This is a genomic window from Flavobacterium sp. HNIBRBA15423, from assembly GCF_052655965.1.
The window spans coordinates 894,651-914,850 of the sequence record NZ_CP199751.1 but is presented as its reverse complement, the minus strand read 5'-3'; the positions used below and the strand labels follow the sequence as shown (position 1 = coordinate 914,850).

Here is a 20,200-nt window from a genome sequence, read left to right as displayed (position 1 = left end):
CTATTAATCAAAAAAAATGGAAAGAAGATTATTCGTAAAGAGACTTAGTGTTCTCACCACAGGTACTTTAGCATTATCTGGATCTAACATATATGCTTTAGAAACAAATACGATCTCAAATAATATTGATTTCACGCCCTTTTCTTTAGTAAACAATAAAATTACTTTGAAAGGAAACTTCATTGATTCAAAAACTTTTGAGCCGATAAGTTCAGTAAAATTAATTGCTAAAATTAAAAAAAATCGATTTTTCCCGTTGAATCAATCATTAGAATCTACGGATAGTTCTTATTCAATTGAATCTGGTTTTAATGTAAGTAATACTAAAGTGAATGAAAAAATAAGCATTCAAATAGAGGCGGAAGGTTATAAACCTTATAAAAATACTATTTACTTGTCTGCCAAAGGATGTTATATTCATTCTGAAGAATGGAATTATAATCCAAATTTTAAACCAGAGTTCATTCCTAAGAATAGTAGCTCTGAAAATGAAACAATATCCTCTTTTAATTTTCATTTAGTTAAAATCTAAATTAGTAAAAGAGTAATTTCACAAAAGAGGTTTCAATAAAATGAAGCCTCTTTTTTATTTCTTAACAAATTCTGAATAATAAAAATTTGCCTTTTCTATATTTCCTAATTGTTGATAAGCCATTGCTAAAAACTTTAATGAATTTTTCTCATTTGGATTTAACTCATAGGCTTTTTCAAATGCAGTTATGGCTTCTTTAAGATTTCCTGATGCTGCTAAAGTATTTCCATAATTCATCCATAATTCAACTGAACTGGAATTTTGTTTAATTCCTTCTTTAAAAACAGTAATTGCTTTTGGGTACTCTTTTTTATTAAACAAAGCTACTCCATAATAATTATAAGTGTTTTCTTGACTATAATTATTTTGAACCAATTCTTTATAATTTGCAATAGCCTCATCAAAGTCATTATTTCTAAAATAAGCATCGGCTAAATTAGATTGCAAAGAATAATCGGTTTTTGCTAATGCTAAAGCTTGTTTTGTATAATATATTGATGTTTTGTAGTCTTTTAATTTATAATAACAAACTCCTAAATTCGTCAAAGCTCCTTTTTCATTGGGATCAATTGCTAGAGCCTTCTTATAAGAATCAATTATGAAAGGTAATTGTTGTTTTTGAAGCTCAACATCTGATGATAATTGGTTAAAAAATACTGTTGCATAATTAAAATTTACTCGTGCACTGTTTGGCGAATTCAATAAATCCTTGGTAAACAAAGTGGCATTTGATTTCCAATCTTTATTTCTATTAAATGTTTTAAATGAAAACAACAAAACAACAACAGATAAAAAATAGATTAATGGATGAGAAAACTTTACTATTCTTATATTTTTTGAAAAATGAAATAATAAAAAAACCAAGGCAATAATAATTCCTAAAACTGGAGTATATAACAATCGATTTCCCATTGTAGTTCCAATAAAAACAACAATATTACTAGCCAAGAAAATAGTAATTAAAAAAAAGAGTATGCCAAAACTGACCAAGCTATTCCTTTTTCTGAAAAAATACATCACGAAGAAAACCACTCCCACAAGCAATAAACTTATTATAAATGAAAAGGAACTTACCGTTACACAAGGAATTTGATTAAAAGAATAATCATAACTCAAATTATAAGGGTAAATGGACTTGACAATATATCTGGCAAATATGGTAAATCCTGTTGCCATTTTAGAGATTAAATCATTGCAACCAAATAAGGAATTATCTAAATAAGTATATTGAATTCTTTTAAAAGGTGAACTTAAAATAATATAACGATGCAAAATAAGCCAAAATGCACTAACAGAAATAATTGGAATTGTTTTGATAAGGAAAACACTTATGTCTTTTCTGAATTTTAACCAAACCAAAAATAAAAGGATTGGTAAAAATAAAATTCCTGCTTCTTTAGACAACAAACAGAATAAAAAAGACACTATTCCAAGAACTTGATATATTTTCCTTTGTTTGATTAAAAGAAAGTATATAGTTAGAATAAAAAAGAGAAAACAAAAAATTTCATCTCTACTCTTAATATTGGCAACCACTTCAGTATGAATAGGATGAGCAGCAAATAGTAGTACTATAAAAAAAGTAATCCAGATGGAATACTCTTTCAAATAATAATGCAAGACTTTAAATAGCAAAACAATGCTTAAGACATAATAAAAAACATTAAAAAAATGATGTATAAAAGGATTGTTTGGAGTCAATTGCCATTCCATAGCAAAAAATACTAATGACATTGGTCTGTATAATCCAGCATTCGAATCCCAATATCCTTGCCAATAAAGAGTTGAAAATAATTCTGAAATTCCTGCAAAACCTTTTTTGACAAAACTATTTTGTTCAATTACAGCTATATCATCTAGAACAAATCCGTGGTTCAAAGTATTGGCATACAATAAAAATGAAACGATGGCTAAAAACCAAACCATTTTTTTTGAAATATCCTTTTTGTTCTCATCCACTATTTCATTGGAATTTAGAACAGTTATCTTCTTTTTTGCCATAATAATTTTATAATCAATTTCTATTCCTTTAATTTTTTTATCACAATAGCTAAATTAACTTGCTTTAAAAAGTCCATATTTAACAATGCAATAAATAGCATAAAAACCGTCTCTCCATCCTATTTTTTTTCCATCTGCATAAGTTCTCCCATAATAGGAAATTCCAACTTCATAGATTCTTATATTAGGAAACCTGACCATTTTTGCAGTAACTTCTGGTTCAAAACCAAATCTTTTCTCTTTCAAAGAAACATTTTTAATAATGGGAGAAGTAAACATTTTGTAACAAGTTTCCATATCTGTTAAATTTAAATTCGTCATCATATTTGATAAAAATGTTAGAAATTTGTTTCCAATGGTATGCCAAAAAAACAAAATTCGATGCGGCTTGCTTCCCATAAACCTCGAACCATATACAACATCGGCAAATCCATCCAGTATAGGTTTTAATAATACATTATATTCATTAGGATCATATTCTAAATCAGCATCTTGAATAATGACAAAATCCCCTGTTGCATGTTTAATTCCCATATGAATAGAAGCTCCTTTTCCTTTATTGCTCTCATTTTTAAAATATTTTATGGAAAGTTCTAGATGTTCATCAATAAACTTTTTAATTAATTTTTCCGAATGGTCTGTTGAACAATCATTAATAATTAAAATTTCTTTATTGGTATTTTCCAATAAATCAACATCTTTAATTTTTGATAATATTTGAACTATTGTTTTTTCCTCATTATAACAAGGCATTATAATTGAAAGTTTCTTCATAGATTCTAAATTAAATAAAAAAACCATCATAAAGATGGTTTTTTATATATTTTCATAAATGTACAAATTAAAAAGGAACATCTGAATCATCATCATAATTATCTCCATTAAAATTACTTCCGAAAGCTTCATTTGCAGTTGGAAGATTTGGAGTAATAAATGGATTAGTTTGATCATCTAAATTCATTTTTGAAGGCAAAGCATCAAAAGGAGAACTAAAATCATCCAAATTATCAAATTTACCTAAATTTCCAATAAATTTCAATCGAATATTATCTAAACCACCATTACGATGTTTGGCTACAATAAATTCTGCTTGACCTTGAGTAGGCGTTCTTTCTTCATCATCCCATTCATCTATTTTATAATATTCAGGTCTATAAATAAAAGATACAATATCAGCATCTTGCTCAATTGCACCAGATTCACGTAAATCTGAAAGTAAAGGTCTTTTACTAGACCCACGAGTTTCAACGGCACGTGATAACTGAGAAAGCGCAATTACTGGAACATTTAATTCTTTAGCTAAAGCTTTTAAATTTCGGGAAATAGTTGAAATCTCTTGTTCACGATTTCCACCACCTTTACCATTTCCACCAGCTGTCATTAATTGAAGATAATCAATAACAATCATTTTAATTCCATGTTGAGAAGACAAACGTCTCGCTTTGGCACGCAAGTCAAAAATTGATAATGAAGGAGTATCATCTATAAACAATGGAGCTTTTTCTAAATCTTTTACCTTAATTGAAAGTTGTTCCCATTCATGTTTTTCTAATTTACCTGTTCTTAATTTTTCAGAAGACAATCCTGTTTCAGAAGAAATTAAACGTGTAATTAATTGTACCGAAGACATCTCTAAAGAGAAAAAAGCAACAGGAGCACCATAATCAATTGCCATATTTCTAGCCATTGACAAAGTAAAAGCTGTTTTACCCATACCAGGACGTGCAGCTACAATAATTAAATCAGAAGGTTGCCAGCCAGAAGTTAGTTTATCTAAGTCATGAAAGCCAGTTGGCACACCACTAAGTCCTTCCTTTCCTGCAATTTCTTCAATACGTTTCTTAGCTTGTATTACTAAACTTTGAGCTGTTTCTGAACTTCTTTTTATATTTCCTTGTGTTACTTCATAAAGTTTTGATTCGGCTTTATCTAATAAATCAAAAACATCAGTACTTTCATCATAGGACTCTTCAATTATTTCGCTTGAAATTTTAATTAAACTACGTTGAATAAATTTCTGCAGGATTATTCTTGAGTGAAATTCAATATGTGCAGATGAAGATATCTTTTGTGTTAACTGAATTAAATAAAAATCTCCACCAGCTAAATCTAATTTTCCATTCTTTTTTAATTGGGCAGAAACCGTTAATAAGTCAATTGGCTGTGTATCATTAAATAATTCAACAATCGCTTCAAAAATATGCTTATGAGATTCTTTATAGAAGGCATCAGGTTGTAAAATATCAATTACCTCATCCACTCCTTTTTTATCAATCATCATTGCACCTATAACTGCCTCTTCTAAATCTATGGCTTGAGGTGGAAGTTTTCCTTTTTCTAAATTAATTATAGTAGTTTTATCAACTTTTAAAGGACTACTATTTCTGATATTTTCCATATTGCGAAGGTAACCAAATTTTAATTATTATGAATCGAACTTTGTTAAAAGGAATAGGTTAATAACCTGTTCATAATTGTTTTTTTTTGTTTATAACACAAAAAAAATCCGAAACTATGAGGTTTCGGACTTCATTTATAAAAAAATATGAATTATTCTTTAAATTCACCCATTTTACTATATTTATCCATTCTCTTCATTATCAAATCTTCTGTTGATAACTCTTTTAATTCGTTGTAAGCTTTAATAATATACTCTTCAACCGTTTTAAAAGTTGTACCTCTATCCTGATGAGCACCACCTAACGGCTCTGGTATAATATCATCAATTAATTTTTGCTTTTTCATATCAATCGCTGTTAGCTTTAATGCTTCAGCTGCTTGCTCTTTATATTCCCAACTTCTCCATAAAATAGAAGAACAAGACTCAGGTGATATAACAGAGTACCAAGTATTCTCTAACATAAATACCTTATCTCCTACTCCTATTCCTAGTGCTCCACCAGATGCTCCTTCTCCAACAATAACAGTTATAATTGGAACTTTTAAACGAATCATTTCAAAAATATTTCTAGCAATTGCCTCACCTTGTCCTCGTTCTTCAGCTTCAAGACCTGGATAAGCTCCTGGAGTATCTACTAGAGTAACAACTGGAATACCAAATTTTTCAGCCATTTTCATTAAACGAAGAGCTTTTCTGTATCCTTCAGGATTAGCCATTCCAAAATTACGATATTGACGTGTTTTAGTATTGTATCCTTTCTGCTGGCCAACAATCATAAATGATTGTCCATCTATTTTTCCAAGTCCTCCTACCATGGCTTTATCATCTTTAAAACCTCTGTCTCCAAACAATTCTAAAAAAGTATCACCACATAACGCCTTAATGTGATCCATTGTATAAGGGCGATTAGGATGTCTTGACATTTGAACACGTTGCCAAGCTGTTAAATTTTTATATATACTTTTCTTAGTTTCTTCTAATTTTTTTTCAATCTGTTTACATGTATTTGTTACATCAACTTCAGATTCTTGACCTATGATCACACATTTATCTAACTGATCTTCAAGTTCTTTTATTGGTAATTCAAAATCTAAATATTCCATTGGACTAAATTTTGGTTTTCGTTTGTAATTACAAAGATAAAATTTTCAAATTAATTAACGTTTAATTGATGCTGTTTTAGCTTTCTTTTTTTATAATTTTTCACAACTCCATTAGCTATAACCGTTGCAAGTATAATTGCTGCTCCTACATAGAACAACGAATTCATATGTTCTGAATCGCTAAAAATAAGTAAGGCTAAGACAATTCCATAAATAGGTTCTAGATTAATTGTTAACATAACCGTAAAAGGGCTTAATACTTTCATTACTTTTATTGAGGCAGAAAATGCATATGCAGTACAAACTGATGATAAAACTAAGAGCCATAAAAAGTCATTTAATGATAAAGAAAAAAAGACTGCATCGAATTTTTCATTAAACAACATTACAATGCTTAAAAAAATAACACCAACTCCTAATTCATAAAAAGAAATAATATTTGCCTCATATTCTTTTGCATATTTACCATTAATTACTGAAAACAAAGCAGAAAGAAAAGCAGAAGTAATTGCTAAATATATTCCATTTTTATACTGGGTTTCAACCTCAAAGATTATACTAAGTCCTATAATAGTTATTATTCCAAATAAAACTTCATAACCTACAATTTTTCTTTTATATAAAATAGGTTCTATTAAGGATGCAAAAAATGCTCCAGTTGATAAACAAACTAATGTAATTGATATATTAGAAACTTTTATAGCCTCATAAAAAGTGAACCAATGTGTGGCTATTATAATTCCTGATAGTGCAAACCCTAAAAAAGTCTTTAAAGGAATTTTTAAAGATTGTCTCTTTATACAGATATAACAAATTATAAAAACTGTAGCAAAAAACATTCTATACCAAACCAAATCTAAAGCTTCTAAAGAAATTAATTTCCCTAAAATTGCTGTAAATCCCCAAATAAAAACTATTAAATGAAGATGTAAATAATTTTTTAAATAATTACCGTTTTGCATTGCGAAGTAAATAAAAAGCTAATATTCCAAAAACAATATTAGGAATCCAAACTGCTAATAATGGAGAAAAATCTGAATTTTCAGCAATTGTTCCAAACACTTTATCAAAAAATATAAATGTAAAAGCGATTACGATTCCTATGGCTAAATTTACTCCCATTCCTCCTCTTCTTTTCATTGAAGAAACTGCAACAGCTATTATAGTTAATATAAAAGCCGAAACTGGTAAACTATATTTTTTATAGAGAACTACCAAATAGGCATTTATTCTTGTATTTCCTTTTTTCTTTTCTTTATTAATGAATGTATATAATTCACCAATCGTCATTGTTTCAGCAATATAGAAAACGGGTGTTAATTCGTCTGGTTCAAAATTAAATTTTACAATTTTCTTATCTACTGACTCTAAAATATCATCATTTTTACCAACTGATCGTTTAATGTAATTAAATAATGAATATTTCTTTGTTTTCTCATCATATTTAATTCTATTGGCGTTTACTTTTTCAACTAATTTATTTCCTTTAAATTTTTCGTAAGTAAAATTAAAACCAGTTTTTGACATGAAATTATAGTTACTTATGTAAATATATTCTCCATCTCCTATTTGTCTAAAAATATCAGAAGTTTCCATGGTTTTATAACTACTTCCTCGCAAATAAGTGTTTCTAAAATCTAAAAAACCTTTACTTGCCTTTGGAACTAAGAAAAAGCCCATTAACAAAGCAAAAACACAAACAATTGAGGCTCCTATTAAAAAAGGTCTCAGAAAGCGTTTGAAAGAAATTCCCGAACTTAATATTGCAATAATTTCTGTATTATTAGCTAACTTTGATGTAAACCAAATAACTGATAAAAAGAGAAATATTGGAAACAATAAATTGGCAAAATAGATAATAAAATCTCCGTAATAAACAATAATTTCATCAAAAGGAGCTTTTCTTTCAATCATTCTATTTACCTTTTCAGAAACATCAATTACTATCCCAATTGGAATAAATAAAAGCAACATTACTGAAAATGTAACTAGATATCTTCTTAAAATATACTTATCTATTAACTTCATTTCTGAATTTAGAATTTATAATCGTTGACTCATTTGTATAACCATTTTATCTTTCCACTCTCTAAATGTTCCAGCTATAATTTGCCTTCTTGCTTCACGCACTAACCACATATAGAAACCCAAATTATGAATAGTAGCAATTTGTTTTCCTAAATATTCATTTGCTGCAAATAAATGTCTTAGATATGCTTTCGAATATTCTAAATCAACAAAAGTATGTCCCATTTCATCAATTGGAGAGAAATCTGCTTCCCATTTTTTGTTTTTTATATTAATAGAACCATGAGCCGTAAATAACATTCCATTTCTAGCATTACGAGTTGGCATAACACAATCAAACATATCTATACCTAGTGCAATATTTTCTAAAATATTAATTGGAGTACCTACACCCATTAAATATCTAGGTTTATCTTCAGGCAAAATAGCCGTTACTACTTCAGTCATTGCATACATCTCTTCTGCGGGTTCACCTACAGATAATCCTCCAATAGCATTTCCTTGTGCACCAGCATTTGCAATATATTCTGCAGATTGTTCTCTTAAGTCTTTATAAGTACTTCCTTGTACAATAGGAAAGAAAGTTTGCTCATAGCCATATTTAAAAGGCAATTTTTCTAAATGCGTAATACATCTATCTAACCAACGATGAGTCATGTGCATAGAACGTTTTGCATAACGATAATCACAAGGATAAGGTGTACACTCATCAAATGCCATTATGATATCTGCACCAATAGTTCTTTGTATTTCCATTACATTTTCTGGTGAAAAAAAATGATACGAACCGTCAATATGTGACTTAAATTTCACTCCTTCTTCTTTAATTTTTCTATTTGAAGAAAGTGAATATACTTGGTAACCACCAGAATCAGTAAGAATATTTCTATCCCAATTCATAAATTTATGCAATCCTCCAGCTTTTTCTAAAATATCAGTTTGTGGACGTAAATATAAATGATAAGTATTTCCTAATATAATATCTGGATTAATATCATTTTTTAATTCTCTTTGATGTACTCCTTTAACAGAAGCAACAGTCCCAACAGGCATAAAAATAGGAGTTTCAATCACTCCATGATCAGTTGTTATTTTCCCTGCTCTTGCTTGGCTTTTAGTATCTTTGCTTAATAATTCAAACTTCATATAAAATTTTTACAGGGCAAATATAATTGTTTTCCAAACGATGGATTATAATTTATTATATTATTTAACAGATAAACATGTAAAAAACATACTAATTATAGAATTTTTAATTAAAAAAATGTAACTTAAACAACGTTAAAATGAAGAACTTTGTATTATTAATTCATAAATTAAAAATCATGAAAAATTCAAAAAAAAATAAAGAAGCTAGCATAGAGTCCAAATTAAAAGCGATGAACTATCCTGCATCTGAAGACATTTATAATAAAGACAAAGAAGAAAAAGAGATAAACCCTGAAGATATCTCTAAAAAGAAGTCGAATAAAATTATTGTTGGCAAAATGAATGACAAATCATTTGAGGATGTAAAAACAGGTGTTGATTTAGATATCCCTGGTGCTGAGTTAGACGATGTACAAGAAAACATTGGAAGCGAAGACGAAGAAAACAATTATTACAGTCAAGCAGATACAAAATAATTTATTAAATAAAATAGAACTAAGAAATGGCAATAAAATCTATAAACCCTTATACTTTAGAAATTTCAAAATCATATGATGAAATGACTAATAAAGAAATAGATGAAGCTGTAAATGTAGCCTATTCTACTTATCAAAATTGGAAAAAAACTACTTTTGAAGAAAGAGCAGCAATTCTGAATAACGTTGGTTCTATTCTTCGTTCCAAAAAAAACGAATTAGCTAGACTAATCACATTAGAAATGGGTAAACTAATCAAACAAGCAGAATATGAAATTGATTATGCTGTATCTATTTTTGAATATTACGCTGAAAATGCAAAAGATTTTTTAGCAGATGAATCTTTAAAAGTTGATGTTGGTGAAGCATTTATTAAAAAAAGTCCGATTGGAGTTTTGCTAGGTGTAGAACCTTGGAACTTTCCATTTTATCAAGTAGCTAGATTTGCAGCACCAAACATTATGATTGGAAATACAATTTTATTAAAACATGCTTCTAACGTGCCTCAATGCGCTAAAGCCATTGAAGATATATTTAAAGAAGCAAATGCACCAGAAGGATTATACACCAATCTATTTATTCGTGGTTCAAAAGTTACTAAATTGATTGCCGATAAACGCATTCAGGGAGCTTCTTTAACAGGTAGTGAAAAAGCAGGCTCAGAATTAGCAATGATGGCAGGTAAATATATAAAGAAATCCGTTTTAGAATTGGGAGGAAGTGATCCATTTATTGTCTTAGAAGATGCTGATATTGATAGAACGGTAAATTTAGCCATAATAGGTAGAACTATAAATAATGGACAAAGTTGTATTGCTGCTAAACGATTTATTATTGTTGAAAAAATTGCAAAAGAGTTTTTAACCAAATTTAAAACCAAAATGAGCACTCTGCAATTAGGCGATCCAATGAATATGGAAACTCAACTTGGTCCTGTTTCAAGCGAAGATGCATTAAACACATTATTGAATCAAGTAAATAAAGCAGTTTCAGAAGGAGCAAAAATTGAAATTGGTGGAAAACGTGCTAATCTAAAAGGTTTTTTTATGGAGCCCACTATAATTTCCAATATAACTTCAAAAATGGAAATTTATAAAGAAGAACTCTTTGGTCCTGTAGCTAGCTTTTATGTAGTTCAAAATGAAGAAGAAGCAATAACTTTAGCAAACGACACCGAATTTGGATTAGGCTGTTCTATTTTTACCAAAAATTTAGAAAAAGCTAAAAAATTAGCAAATCAGATAGATTCCGGAATGGTTTTCATAAATCATCCTACAAAATCATCCATAGAGCTTCCATTTGGAGGAACTAAAAATTCTGGATATGGAAGAGAATTGTCTCCATTAGGGATAGATGAATTTGTAAACAAAAAACTAATTAGAGTGTTAACCGAAGAAGATAAATTATAAAATTTAAATAATTCATATTGCGAATGTCTTACTAAATAGTAAGACATTTTTTTTGTAGATAACTTTTAAAAAGTCAAGACAGTAAATTAGAAATTAATAATTTTAAACTACTTATATTTGCATTTTCAAATTTTAACATTAAAATGAAACCAAACACACAACAACTACAAGAATTAACAGTTCAAGTAAGAAGAGACATTTTACGAATGGTACATGCTGTAAATTCTGGTCATCCTGGAGGTTCTCTTGGCTGCACCGAATTTTTAGTTACACTTTATCAAAACCTTATGACACGCAAAGAAGGATTCGATATGGATGGAATTAATGAAGATGTTTTCTTCTTATCAAATGGTCATATTTCACCTGTTTTTTATAGTGTTTTAGCCAGAAGTGGTTATTTCCCTGTTAGTGAATTAGCAACTTTTAGATTATTAAATTCTAGATTACAAGGTCATCCTACAACTCACGAAGGTTTACCTGGAATTAGAATGGCATCAGGCTCTTTAGGTCAAGGTTTAAGTGTTGCTTTAGGAACAGCTCAAGTAAAAAAATTAAACAGCGATTTCAATTTAGTATATACACTTCATGGAGATGGAGAATTACAAGAAGGTCAAAACTGGGAAGCGATAATGTATGCATCTGCAAAAAAAGTTGACAATTTAATTGCAACTATAGATGTTAATGGAAAACAAATAGACGGAACTACTGATGAAGTTCTTCCAATGGGAAGTTTAAAAGCAAAATTTGAAGCTTTTGGATGGGATGTATTAGAAATAAAGGACGGAAACAATATTGACGCTATTATTGCAGGAATGACTGATGCAAAATCAAGAACTGGAAAAGGAAAACCTGTTTGTGTATTGTTGCATACAGAAATGGGTAATGGAGTAGATTTCATGATGCATACTCACGCTTGGCATGGTAAAGCTCCAAATGACGAACAATTAGCAAACGCATTAGCACAAAATCCAGAAACTTTAGGTGACTATTAATCTTCCAACAAAATTACAATGAAAAAATATACAAATACAGGAAATAAAGATACACGTTCTGGTTTTGGTGCTGGACTTACAGAACTGGGTCAGAAAAATGAAAATGTAGTGGCACTTTGTGCAGACTTAATTGGTTCATTAAAAATGGATGATTTTAAGAAAAATCACCCAGAACGTTTTTTCCAAGTAGGAATTGCTGAAGCAAATATGATGGGAATTGCTGCAGGTATGACAATTGGTGGTAAAATTCCTTTTACAGGAACTTTTGCAAATTTTTCAACAGGCAGAGTTTATGACCAAATTCGTCAATCTATTGCTTATTCTGACAAGAATGTAAAAATCTGTGCTTCCCATGCTGGTTTAACTTTAGGTGAAGATGGTGCAACGCATCAAATTTTAGAAGATATAGGATTAATGAAAATGTTGCCTGGAATGGTGGTAATCAATCCTTGTGACTATAACCAAACAAAAGCCGCTACAATAGCAATTGCAGATTATCATGGTCCAGTTTATTTGCGTTTTGGAAGGCCAAGTGTTGCCAACTTCACTCCTGAAAATGGAGAATTTATAATTGGAAAAGCTATTATGCTAAATGAAGGTACTGATGTAACAATTGTTGCTACAGGACATTTAGTTTGGGAAGCTTTAATTGCTGCTGAAAAATTAGAAGAAAAAGGTATTTCAGCAGAAGTAATAAATATCCACACTATAAAACCTTTGGATGAAGAAGCAATTTTAAAATCAGTTACAAAAACTGGTTGCATTGTTACTGCAGAAGAACATAATATTTTAGGAGGTTTAGGAGAAAGTGTTGCTAGAACATTATCGCTAAACAAACCAACTCCTCAAGAATATGTTGCTGTTAATGATAGTTTTGGAGAAAGTGGAACTCCAGCACAATTAATGGAAAAATACAAATTAAATGCAGATGCAATTATTAATGCTGTAGAAAAAGTTATAAAGAGAAAACAATAAATTCTTTATATTTTACATTATAAAAGAATGCCCAATTGAAGTTTCAATTGGGCATTCTTTTATAATGTAAAAAGCACTAGTGCTTTTTACATTAATTAATGACAATTAGCATCTAAATGCTTCTTAATAGATCCTGAATTACAGAAAGGAATATTATCAAATGAATAATAAGTTATATTTCCATTTCCATCATTAGTCTCAATAATTTCAGTTTTAGTAACTATTCCATCACCATCATCATCGATATCTAAGAAATTAGGAATTTTATCACCATCTGAATCATCATTATAATAATCATTATCTCCATTTAAATCTTCATTATTACTCTTTATTCTATCTCTATCATGATCGTTTTGCTTACGACTAAATAGTTTTATTTGAAAAACAATAGGATTATAAGATTTACCAGAAATCGAAGAATTAAAATAGGCTAAACCAGAAGGAATAAAAACTAAAACATTTCCATAATCAGTATGAGTTGTTGTTCCATCTCCATTAAGTGTAGATGACGCTTCTGTTTTAATTTTTGATAAAACCTGTCTGTATCCAGAAATCGAAAGAGGATCAAACTGTGTTGTTTGAGGATATGTGAACCAAACACCTTGATTATTTTGATCAAAAACTTTGTTTTCAAAATCCCAACCTTTATAAGCAGTAAAAACAGAATCAACTTGAGTTGGATTAACTCCTCCTCCTTCATTTAAGATAACATAATATAATTTATAATCCACAACATCTGTAGATACACCATCAGTAAAGTTAGATGTCCTTACGTCATTTTTAACCATCATTGATTGTAAGGGATAAGTCGCATCATCCCAAATAGAAGTTTGTGAACCATCAATCTCTTTTACTGTAGCATTTAAATCTGCATCAAGTTCTAAATAATTTGACTGTAAATAACTTTCTATTTCTAAAATATTCTCATCATAAACCTCTTGCCTATCTCTTAAAACTATTTCTGAACTTGTTGAATCATCCTTTTTACAAGAAATAACAGATATAAGTATTATTAAAAAAAAACCAACTCTTAAAATATTCTTCATTTTCATAAAATTTGAGTCGCAAGATACAATTTTCCTTTATTTTTGTATAAAAATTAACATTGATTTTTGATTAAAAATGAGAGTAGATAAATTTTTATGGTGCACGAGGTATTTCAAAACACGAAATATAGCTGCTGAATCGATTAAAAAGGGTCACGTTACTGTAAATGGTCAAGTAGCGAAAGCCTCAAGAGAAGTATATCCTACTGACAAAATTGTTCTAAGAAAAGATCAAATCAATTATCAGTTTACTATTTTAGATATACCACCTAACAGAGTAGGTGCAAAACTTGTAGACATTTACAGAAAAGACACAACACCAGATGAAGCTTTTGCACATTTAGAACTACTTAAACTTAGCAAAGAATATTACAGAGCAAAAGGAGAAGGCAGACCCACAAAGAAAGACCGAAGAGACATAGACGATTACACAACTGATACTGATTTTAACGATGAATCTGAATAAAGAATATTGGGAAAACAGATACCAAAACAATGACATTGGATGGGACACTGGATCAATTACAAAACCCTTAAAAGAATATATAGATCAAATTAATGACAAAAATCTAAAAATATTAATCCCTGGTGCAGGAAACAGTTACGAATTTGATTACCTAATAGAAAATGGATTTAAAAATGTTTATGTTATTGACATTTCATCTCAACCCATAAATAAATTACGGTCTAAAAATCCAAAATTTGAAAACCAAATCATACTAGGTGACTTTTTTGAACACAAGGGAGAATATGATATAATCATTGAACAAACCTTTTTTTGTGCTTTAAATCCAATTCTTAGAAAGAATTACATCACTAAAACGCATTCTTTATTAAAATCAAAAGGAAAGATAGTTGGCTTGCTCTTTGATTTCCCTTTGACCAAAGAAGGACCGCCTTTTGGAGGAAATATTGACGAATATAGAGATTCTTTTTCAGAGCTATTTGCAATAAAAATTCTTGAAAAAGCATATAATTCTATAAAACCTCGCCTAGGAAGAGAACTCTTTTTTATCTTTGAAAAAAAATAATTTCACAACATGCAAAATATAATTTTAACTCATAAAGAAATAGAACATAAAATAAAACGAATTAGCTATCAAATTTTTGAAACATTTGTAGATGAAAAAGAAGTTATTATTGCAGGTATTTCTAAAAGTGGATTTATTTTAGCAAAAAAAATAGCAACAGAATTAGAAACAATTTCTGATTTAAAAGTTCTTTTATGCGAAGTTTACATTAACAAACAAAATCCACAAGAAACAATTACTACATCTATTAGTAGTGAAATTTATAAAAACAAAGCACTAATTCTTGTTGATGATGTTTTAAGTTCTGGCACAACATTAATATATGGTGTAAAACACTTCTTAGAAGTTCCTTTAAGTAAATTTAAAACTGCGGTACTTGTAGACAGAAACCACAAAAAATATCCTGTAAAAGCAGATTTTAAAGGTTTGTCTTTATCAACATCTTTACAAGAACACATTCAAGTTGTTTTTGAAGAAAATAACAGTTATGCTTATCTAAGCTAATAATTTTTGTTCTATTTCATCACTAATAGTTTCAATTGATTTATTATCTATTAAAACAACTTCTTTTGATTGCAAATAATAATAGCTTCTATCGAAAAGATGTTTTCTAATATATTCTTCTAATTCATTTTCTGACAATTTTGAAATCAGAGGTCTATTCTCATTCTCTTGAAACAATCTATGTGTTAATGTATCTATAGAACCTTTTAAATAAAAAGAGTGTATATCTTGTTGTTGAAGAATTTCATGATTATTAGCATAGCAAGGAGTACCTCCTCCTAATGCCAAAATAAAATCATTTGTATTTTTAATAAAACTTCTAAAAATAAGACTTTCAATTTTTCTAAAATAAACTTCTCCTTTTGTTTCAAAAATGTATTTTATTGTTTCATTTTCTGTTTTTTGAATTATTTCATCCAAATCGTAAAAGGGAATTCCTACATTTTTAGAGAGTTGTTTCCCAATTGTAGATTTCCCTGACCCCATATAACCCACTAAAATTATTTTCATATTTTAATAATTCCTTTAAAATTAAGTAGTTAAAAAATAAATTAAAAAAAAAGACAAATTTATAAGAAAAAACCATTGGAAAATAAATTTTAGTTAATATATTTGCACCCGCATTCAAGGAATCAAAATGACTTGGTAGCTCAGTTGGTAGAGCACATCACTTTTAATGATGGGGTCCTGGGTTCGAGCCCCAGCCAGGTCACTATTTTTTTTATCCTAACAATGCATCGACTTGGTAGCTCAGTTGGTAGAGCACATCACTTTTAATGATGGGGTCCTGGGTTCGAGCCCCAGCCAGGTCACTACTAAAAGTTATCCATTATATGGATAGCTTTTTTTATTTAAGGCCATGTGGAGGAATTGGTAGACTCGCCATCTTGAGGGGGTGGTGTCGCAAGACGTGTCAGTTCGAATCTGATCATGGTCACATAAAGCCATATGGTGCCAAACAGTGCCATGTGGCTTCTTATTTTATTTATTGAACCACATACGTATTGTTGCTCTTATTTCATTTAAAAAATGGTTCGAAATACTGTAAGAGTAAACATTGCTTGGTTGCACCCACATCGTCTTCAGTTACTTTTACCTATGTCTTGAAAACAACAAGGTACAGATGGAACAGTTGGTAAGAAGTGCACGAAAATATAAAAAAATCAGGACTAGCTTTTTGGGATAATGATGTAAAGTTAGATAATGTAAAGCAATTTTTAGATGAAGAAGAGTTTGAAAGAATGAAAGCCTATAAAGATATGGCAACTCAACTCATCAACCAACAATCTAGATATCTCATTCAGTCACATGATAAAGAACATCTTACCCAGTTTCAGCATAATGAAATGGAAGAAATACTGCGAATTTTTATGAGTTGCAAGGAAGAAACAGAACAAAAAAATGTATCAAAAACCGTTCTTAATGATGATTTTTACCACTAAAATCTAGTATATTTTGATAAAATACTATTAATTCCTGTAATTCAAAAAGGGTATATTTATAACCTTTGAGTAACTATCAAATTAACTGGAATTATTTATGAAATCTATTTCTCTTAATCGATTTTTTTTCTTTTTACTATTTTCAATATCTTTTAGTATTTCGGCACAAAACCACACCGAAAGAGATTTGACTTTAATTGATAAAGACTGGCGTTTTTCATTTGGTCATTTATATGATACCCAGAAAGATTTTAATCATGCAACAGGATATTTTTCCTATTTAACTAAAACCGGATATGGTGATGGACCGGCAGCCCAGGGTTTCGATGACCGTGCATGGAGAAAGTTAGATCTTCCACATGATTGGGCTGTCGAGCAGTCTTTTAGCGAAAAAGCCAGTTTCAGTCATGGATTTAAAACTGCTGGAAAAAATTTTCCTGAAAAAAGTATCGGCTGGTACCGAAAAAAAATCAGTATTCCGGAAATGGATAAAGGCCGAATTATTTCTTTAAAATTCGATGGTGTTTTTAGGAATTCAAAAGTGTTTTTTAACGGACACTACCTCGGAACTGAAGAAAGCGGTTACAATGGTTTTGAATATGATGTAACGGCCTATGTAAATTATGGCGGAGAAAACACAATTGTGGTGCGTGTTGATGCCTCGATGGAAGAAGGCTGGTTTTATGAAGGTGCCGGAATCTACAGACATGTTTATTTACAGAAAACGAATCCGATTCATGTTGCAGAAAATGGAACTTATGTAACCTCAGAAATAAAAGAAAATAACGCTGAAGTTACAGCCGAAGTTACCATTGAAAACAAAGGCAATTATAAAGGTTCAATCGAAATTATTCAGAGCGTTTTGGACGCTTCTGGAAAACAAATTGCAACTGTTTCTGAAAACGCGACAGCACCTGCTTTTTATAAAACAACAAATTACTCTTCAAAATTACAAGTAAATAATCCATCATTATGGGATATTGAAAATCCGAATTTATATCGTTTAGTAACTCAGATTAAACAAGAGGGAAAAATTATTGATCATTATGAAACTTCTTTCGGAATAAGAACAATAAGATTTGATGCCGAAAAAGGTTTCTTCCTTAATGGAAAAGTGTTAAAACTAAAAGGAACCAACAACCATCAGGATCATGCGGGAATAGGAACTGCTTTGCCAGATGAATTGCAGTATTTCAGAATCAAAAAACTGAAAGGAATGGGTTCGAATGCGTATAGATGTTCGCATCACCCTCCAACACCTGAATTGCTTAAAGCTTGTGATGAATTAGGAATGCTGGTTATTGATGAAACCCGATTGATGGGAATTAATGATTATCACTTACATGATTTAAAACGAATGATCGAGCGCGACCGTAATCATCCGAGTATTTTTTGCTGGTCTGTTGGAAATGAAGAATGGAATATTGAAGGTGGAATTGTTGGTGAGCGAATTACGAATGTCATGCAGGGATTTACAAAAAGTATCGATTCAACTAGACCTGTCACTGTTGGAGTCAGCAGTGGTTTTAGAAGCGGAATATCATCTGTAGTCGAAATTATGGGTTATAATTATATGGGCAACGGTGATATTGATGCACACCGAAATGAATTTAAGCAACAACCCGGAATGGGTACCGAAGAAGGTTCAACATTTGCAACACGCGGTATTTATTTTACAGATGATACCAAACATTATCAAAGCGCTTACGACAGAAAACCTCGTCCCTCTTTTTACAGTATTGAAGAAGGCTGGAAATTTTATGCAACCCGTCCATATTTGGCTGGAATGTTTATCTGGACTGGTTTTGATTATCGCGGAGAACCAACTCCTTACGGCTGGCCATCGGTAACTTCTTATTTTGGAATGATGGATGTTTGCGGTTTTCCAAAAGACAATGTTTTTTACTTAAAATCCTGGTGGGGAAATGAACCTGTCCTGCACATCATGCCACATTGGAACTGGAGCGGAATGGAAGGTAAGGAAATCGACGTTTGGGTACATTCAAATTGTGATGAAGTAGAGCTTTTCCTAAACAAAAAAAGCCTTGGAAAAAAGAGAATGGAGCAATACGGACATTTAGAATGGAAAGTAAAATATGTACCGGGAAATCTTGAAGCGATTGGATATAAAAATGGTAAAAAAATACTTTCGGAAATTCAGAAAACAACTGATAATCCTGAAAATATAAAACTTTTGGTTGATAAAGAAAACCAGACAAATAGTAATGTTGTTGTAGTAACGGTTGAGACAACAGATAAAAAAGGCGTGCATGTACCAACAGCAAATCATGAAATAACATTTTCTATAAAAGGCGGAAAGATTCTTGGAGTTGGAAATGGAAATCCGACATCTTTAGAAAAAGACCAGTTTATTGATGATATTGAACTTGTTACTATCAGTAATTTTGAAGAAAAAAAACTGGCTTCTGCAGATTCAAATCAAAAAGTAACAGATTCTGATAATAACTGGTCAGCAGCGTTTAAAGACCGTGATTATAAAAATCAGGCTCTGGCTTATGTGTACAGAGGTAAATTTGATTTGAAGAACAATCTTAAAAGCAATACAGTTACTTTCTTTTATAAAAAAATTGGAGTAAATGCGGTAATTTTTGTCAACGGAAATAAAATTGCGCCAACCATAGAAGATGACCAAAAATATGTTTTTGATACCCGTGTTTTAAAACAAGGAACAAACACCATCCAAATTATTGCACCGCCATTACAAAAAGTAAGAGATTGGGATGTGATGAATACAGATCCCGGAATTATTCAGGTAATTACACCGGCAGAATCATGGAAACGAAAGTTATTTAACGGATACGCACAAATCATTATTCAAAAAGAAGAAAATGCAAGTGAAGTAATTTTAACGGCTACGGCCAGAGGATTACAAGCGGGAAATTTAGTATTGAAAAAATAGTTTTATGTAGTTTAACCGCAAAGTATAGAAGTTGCAGGAGGTCATTACATTTAACACCTTAATTTAATTAAATTGAAAAAAGAGCTGCATCATTGTAGCTCTTTTTGTATTAATTGTAAATTTATCTTTCATTATTCTTGTATCCTTACTTACTTTTCTATCCAAAACTTTAGCATAATTATAAATCATAT

At 30.2% G+C, this 20,200-nt stretch carries 19 protein-coding genes and 3 tRNA genes; 13 read left to right on the top strand and 9 right to left on the bottom strand.

Features of this window, described 5'->3' with window-relative positions:
- The first annotated feature begins 16 nt into the window (after positions 1–16).
- A complete protein-coding gene (locus ACULEV_RS04095; RefSeq protein WP_445457404.1) occupies positions 17–532 on the top strand; it encodes a hypothetical protein in 516 nt (171 codons plus the stop codon).
- A gap of 54 nt (positions 533–586) precedes the next feature.
- Here ACULEV_RS04095 and ACULEV_RS04090 read toward each other — a convergent pair whose 3' ends face one another.
- From ACULEV_RS04090 to tgt, 7 genes are all read right to left on the bottom strand, one after another.
- Entirely contained in the window at positions 587–2,533 is a 1,947-nt protein-coding gene (locus ACULEV_RS04090; RefSeq protein WP_445457403.1) for a tetratricopeptide repeat protein, read from the bottom strand.
- Positions 2,534–2,587: 54 nt separating this feature from the next.
- Complete coding sequence (locus ACULEV_RS04085; RefSeq protein ID WP_445457402.1) at positions 2,588–3,307, bottom strand: glycosyltransferase family 2 protein; 720 nt, start codon at positions 3,305–3,307, stop codon at positions 2,588–2,590.
- A gap of 67 nt (positions 3,308–3,374) precedes the next feature.
- Positions 3,375–4,931, bottom strand: coding sequence for a replicative DNA helicase (dnaB, locus tag ACULEV_RS04080; protein WP_445457401.1), 1,557 nt, complete (start codon positions 4,929–4,931; stop codon positions 3,375–3,377).
- Positions 4,932–5,083: 152 nt separating this feature from the next.
- Positions 5,084–6,037: an acetyl-CoA carboxylase carboxyltransferase subunit alpha gene (locus ACULEV_RS04075; RefSeq protein ID WP_445457400.1), complete on the bottom strand. Its 954-nt coding sequence runs from the start codon at positions 6,035–6,037 to the stop codon at positions 5,084–5,086.
- Positions 6,038–6,087: 50 nt separating this feature from the next.
- Positions 6,088–6,999 (bottom strand): DMT family transporter, encoded by a 912-nt coding sequence (locus ACULEV_RS04070; RefSeq protein WP_445457399.1) that lies wholly within the window; start codon positions 6,997–6,999, stop codon positions 6,088–6,090.
- Positions 6,986–8,065 carry an LptF/LptG family permease gene (locus tag ACULEV_RS04065; RefSeq protein ID WP_445457398.1) on the bottom strand — a complete coding sequence of 360 codons (1,080 nt, stop codon included), beginning with the start codon at positions 8,063–8,065 and terminating at the stop codon, positions 6,986–6,988. Before ACULEV_RS04065 ends, ACULEV_RS04070 begins: the two co-directional genes overlap by 14 nt.
- 15 nt (positions 8,066–8,080) lie before the next feature.
- On the bottom strand, positions 8,081–9,211 hold the full coding sequence (gene tgt / locus ACULEV_RS04060; protein ID WP_445457397.1) for a tRNA guanosine(34) transglycosylase Tgt: 1,131 nt from the start codon (positions 9,209–9,211) through the stop codon (positions 8,081–8,083).
- 179 nt (positions 9,212–9,390) lie between these two features.
- Between tgt and ACULEV_RS04055 the strand changes: the two genes are divergently transcribed.
- The 4 genes from ACULEV_RS04055 (at position 9,391) to ACULEV_RS04040 (ending at position 13,066) form a co-directional block, all read left to right on the top strand.
- A complete protein-coding gene (locus tag ACULEV_RS04055; RefSeq protein ID WP_445457396.1) occupies positions 9,391–9,690 on the top strand; it encodes a hypothetical protein in 300 nt (99 codons plus the stop codon).
- Between the two features lie 26 nt (positions 9,691–9,716).
- Positions 9,717–11,099 carry an NAD-dependent succinate-semialdehyde dehydrogenase gene (locus tag ACULEV_RS04050; RefSeq protein WP_445457395.1) on the top strand — a complete coding sequence of 461 codons (1,383 nt, stop codon included), beginning with the start codon at positions 9,717–9,719 and terminating at the stop codon, positions 11,097–11,099.
- A gap of 143 nt (positions 11,100–11,242) precedes the next feature.
- On the top strand, positions 11,243–12,091 hold the full coding sequence (locus tag ACULEV_RS04045) for a transketolase (protein WP_445457394.1): 849 nt from the start codon (positions 11,243–11,245) through the stop codon (positions 12,089–12,091).
- Positions 12,092–12,109: 18 nt separating this feature from the next.
- Positions 12,110–13,066, top strand: coding sequence for a transketolase family protein (locus ACULEV_RS04040; RefSeq protein ID WP_445457393.1), 957 nt, complete (start codon positions 12,110–12,112; stop codon positions 13,064–13,066).
- A gap of 95 nt (positions 13,067–13,161) precedes the next feature.
- Here ACULEV_RS04040 and ACULEV_RS04035 read toward each other — a convergent pair whose 3' ends face one another.
- Entirely contained in the window at positions 13,162–14,112 is a 951-nt protein-coding gene (locus tag ACULEV_RS04035; RefSeq protein ID WP_445457392.1) for an FKBP-type peptidyl-prolyl cis-trans isomerase, read from the bottom strand.
- Between the two features lie 76 nt (positions 14,113–14,188).
- On the opposite strand from ACULEV_RS04035, the gene ACULEV_RS04030 reads away from it, so the two are divergent.
- The 3 genes from ACULEV_RS04030 to ACULEV_RS04020 are packed head-to-tail and all read left to right on the top strand — an operon-like array spanning position 14,189 to position 15,647.
- Complete coding sequence (locus ACULEV_RS04030) at positions 14,189–14,578, top strand: RNA-binding S4 domain-containing protein (protein WP_445457391.1); 390 nt, start codon at positions 14,189–14,191, stop codon at positions 14,576–14,578.
- Entirely contained in the window at positions 14,565–15,143 is a 579-nt protein-coding gene (locus ACULEV_RS04025) for a methyltransferase domain-containing protein (protein ID WP_445457390.1), read from the top strand. Before ACULEV_RS04030 ends, ACULEV_RS04025 begins: the two co-directional genes overlap by 14 nt.
- Positions 15,144–15,152: 9 nt before the next feature.
- Positions 15,153–15,647: a phosphoribosyltransferase domain-containing protein gene (locus tag ACULEV_RS04020; RefSeq protein WP_445457389.1), complete on the top strand. Its 495-nt coding sequence runs from the start codon at positions 15,153–15,155 to the stop codon at positions 15,645–15,647.
- Here the strand turns inward: ACULEV_RS04020 and ACULEV_RS04015 are convergent.
- Entirely contained in the window at positions 15,639–16,157 is a 519-nt protein-coding gene (locus tag ACULEV_RS04015; protein ID WP_445457388.1) for a shikimate kinase, read from the bottom strand. The genes ACULEV_RS04020 and ACULEV_RS04015 overlap by 9 nt on opposite strands.
- Before the next feature lie 129 nt (positions 16,158–16,286).
- Here ACULEV_RS04015 and ACULEV_RS04010 point away from each other — a divergent pair.
- The 5 genes from ACULEV_RS04010 to galA all read left to right on the top strand — a co-directional run bounded on the left by ACULEV_RS04010 (position 16,287) and on the right by galA (position 20,009).
- Positions 16,287–16,359 (top strand) — tRNA-Lys (locus ACULEV_RS04010).
- Between the two features lie 27 nt (positions 16,360–16,386).
- Positions 16,387–16,459: transfer RNA gene (locus tag ACULEV_RS04005), tRNA-Lys, on the top strand.
- A 43-nt stretch (positions 16,460–16,502) separates the two neighbouring features.
- A tRNA-Leu gene (locus tag ACULEV_RS04000) sits at positions 16,503–16,584 on the top strand.
- Positions 16,585–16,789: 205 nt separating this feature from the next.
- Entirely contained in the window at positions 16,790–17,089 is a 300-nt protein-coding gene (locus ACULEV_RS03995) for a hypothetical protein (RefSeq protein WP_445457387.1), read from the top strand.
- A gap of 97 nt (positions 17,090–17,186) precedes the next feature.
- Positions 17,187–20,009, top strand: a complete 2,823-nt coding sequence (gene galA / locus ACULEV_RS03990; protein ID WP_445457386.1) for a beta-galactosidase GalA — start codon at positions 17,187–17,189, stop codon at positions 20,007–20,009.
- Positions 20,010–20,200: the final 191 nt, after the last annotated feature.

Coding starts and splice junctions, on each gene's coding strand:
- ACULEV_RS04095 (WP_445457404.1), top strand. CDS start 17: ATGGAAAGAAGATTATTCGTAAAGAGACTTAGTGTTCTCACCACAGGT.
- ACULEV_RS04090 (WP_445457403.1), bottom strand. CDS start 2,533: ATGGCAAAAAAGAAGATAACTGTTCTAAATTCCAATGAAATAGTGGAT.
- ACULEV_RS04085 (WP_445457402.1), bottom strand. CDS start 3,307: ATGAAGAAACTTTCAATTATAATGCCTTGTTATAATGAGGAAAAAACA.
- dnaB (WP_445457401.1), bottom strand. CDS start 4,931: ATGGAAAATATCAGAAATAGTAGTCCTTTAAAAGTTGATAAAACTACT.
- ACULEV_RS04075 (WP_445457400.1), bottom strand. CDS start 6,037: ATGGAATATTTAGATTTTGAATTACCAATAAAAGAACTTGAAGATCAG.
- ACULEV_RS04070 (WP_445457399.1), bottom strand. CDS start 6,999: ATGCAAAACGGTAATTATTTAAAAAATTATTTACATCTTCATTTAATA.
- ACULEV_RS04065 (WP_445457398.1), bottom strand. CDS start 8,065: ATGAAGTTAATAGATAAGTATATTTTAAGAAGATATCTAGTTACATTT.
- tgt (WP_445457397.1), bottom strand. CDS start 9,211: ATGAAGTTTGAATTATTAAGCAAAGATACTAAAAGCCAAGCAAGAGCA.
- ACULEV_RS04055 (WP_445457396.1), top strand. CDS start 9,391: ATGAAAAATTCAAAAAAAAATAAAGAAGCTAGCATAGAGTCCAAATTA.
- ACULEV_RS04050 (WP_445457395.1), top strand. CDS start 9,717: ATGGCAATAAAATCTATAAACCCTTATACTTTAGAAATTTCAAAATCA.
- ACULEV_RS04045 (WP_445457394.1), top strand. CDS start 11,243: ATGAAACCAAACACACAACAACTACAAGAATTAACAGTTCAAGTAAGA.
- ACULEV_RS04040 (WP_445457393.1), top strand. CDS start 12,110: ATGAAAAAATATACAAATACAGGAAATAAAGATACACGTTCTGGTTTT.
- ACULEV_RS04035 (WP_445457392.1), bottom strand. CDS start 14,112: ATGAAGAATATTTTAAGAGTTGGTTTTTTTTTAATAATACTTATATCT.
- ACULEV_RS04030 (WP_445457391.1), top strand. CDS start 14,189: ATGAGAGTAGATAAATTTTTATGGTGCACGAGGTATTTCAAAACACGA.
- ACULEV_RS04025 (WP_445457390.1), top strand. CDS start 14,565: ATGAATCTGAATAAAGAATATTGGGAAAACAGATACCAAAACAATGAC.
- ACULEV_RS04020 (WP_445457389.1), top strand. CDS start 15,153: ATGCAAAATATAATTTTAACTCATAAAGAAATAGAACATAAAATAAAA.
- ACULEV_RS04015 (WP_445457388.1), bottom strand. CDS start 16,157: ATGAAAATAATTTTAGTGGGTTATATGGGGTCAGGGAAATCTACAATT.
- galA (WP_445457386.1), top strand. CDS start 17,187: ATGAAATCTATTTCTCTTAATCGATTTTTTTTCTTTTTACTATTTTCA.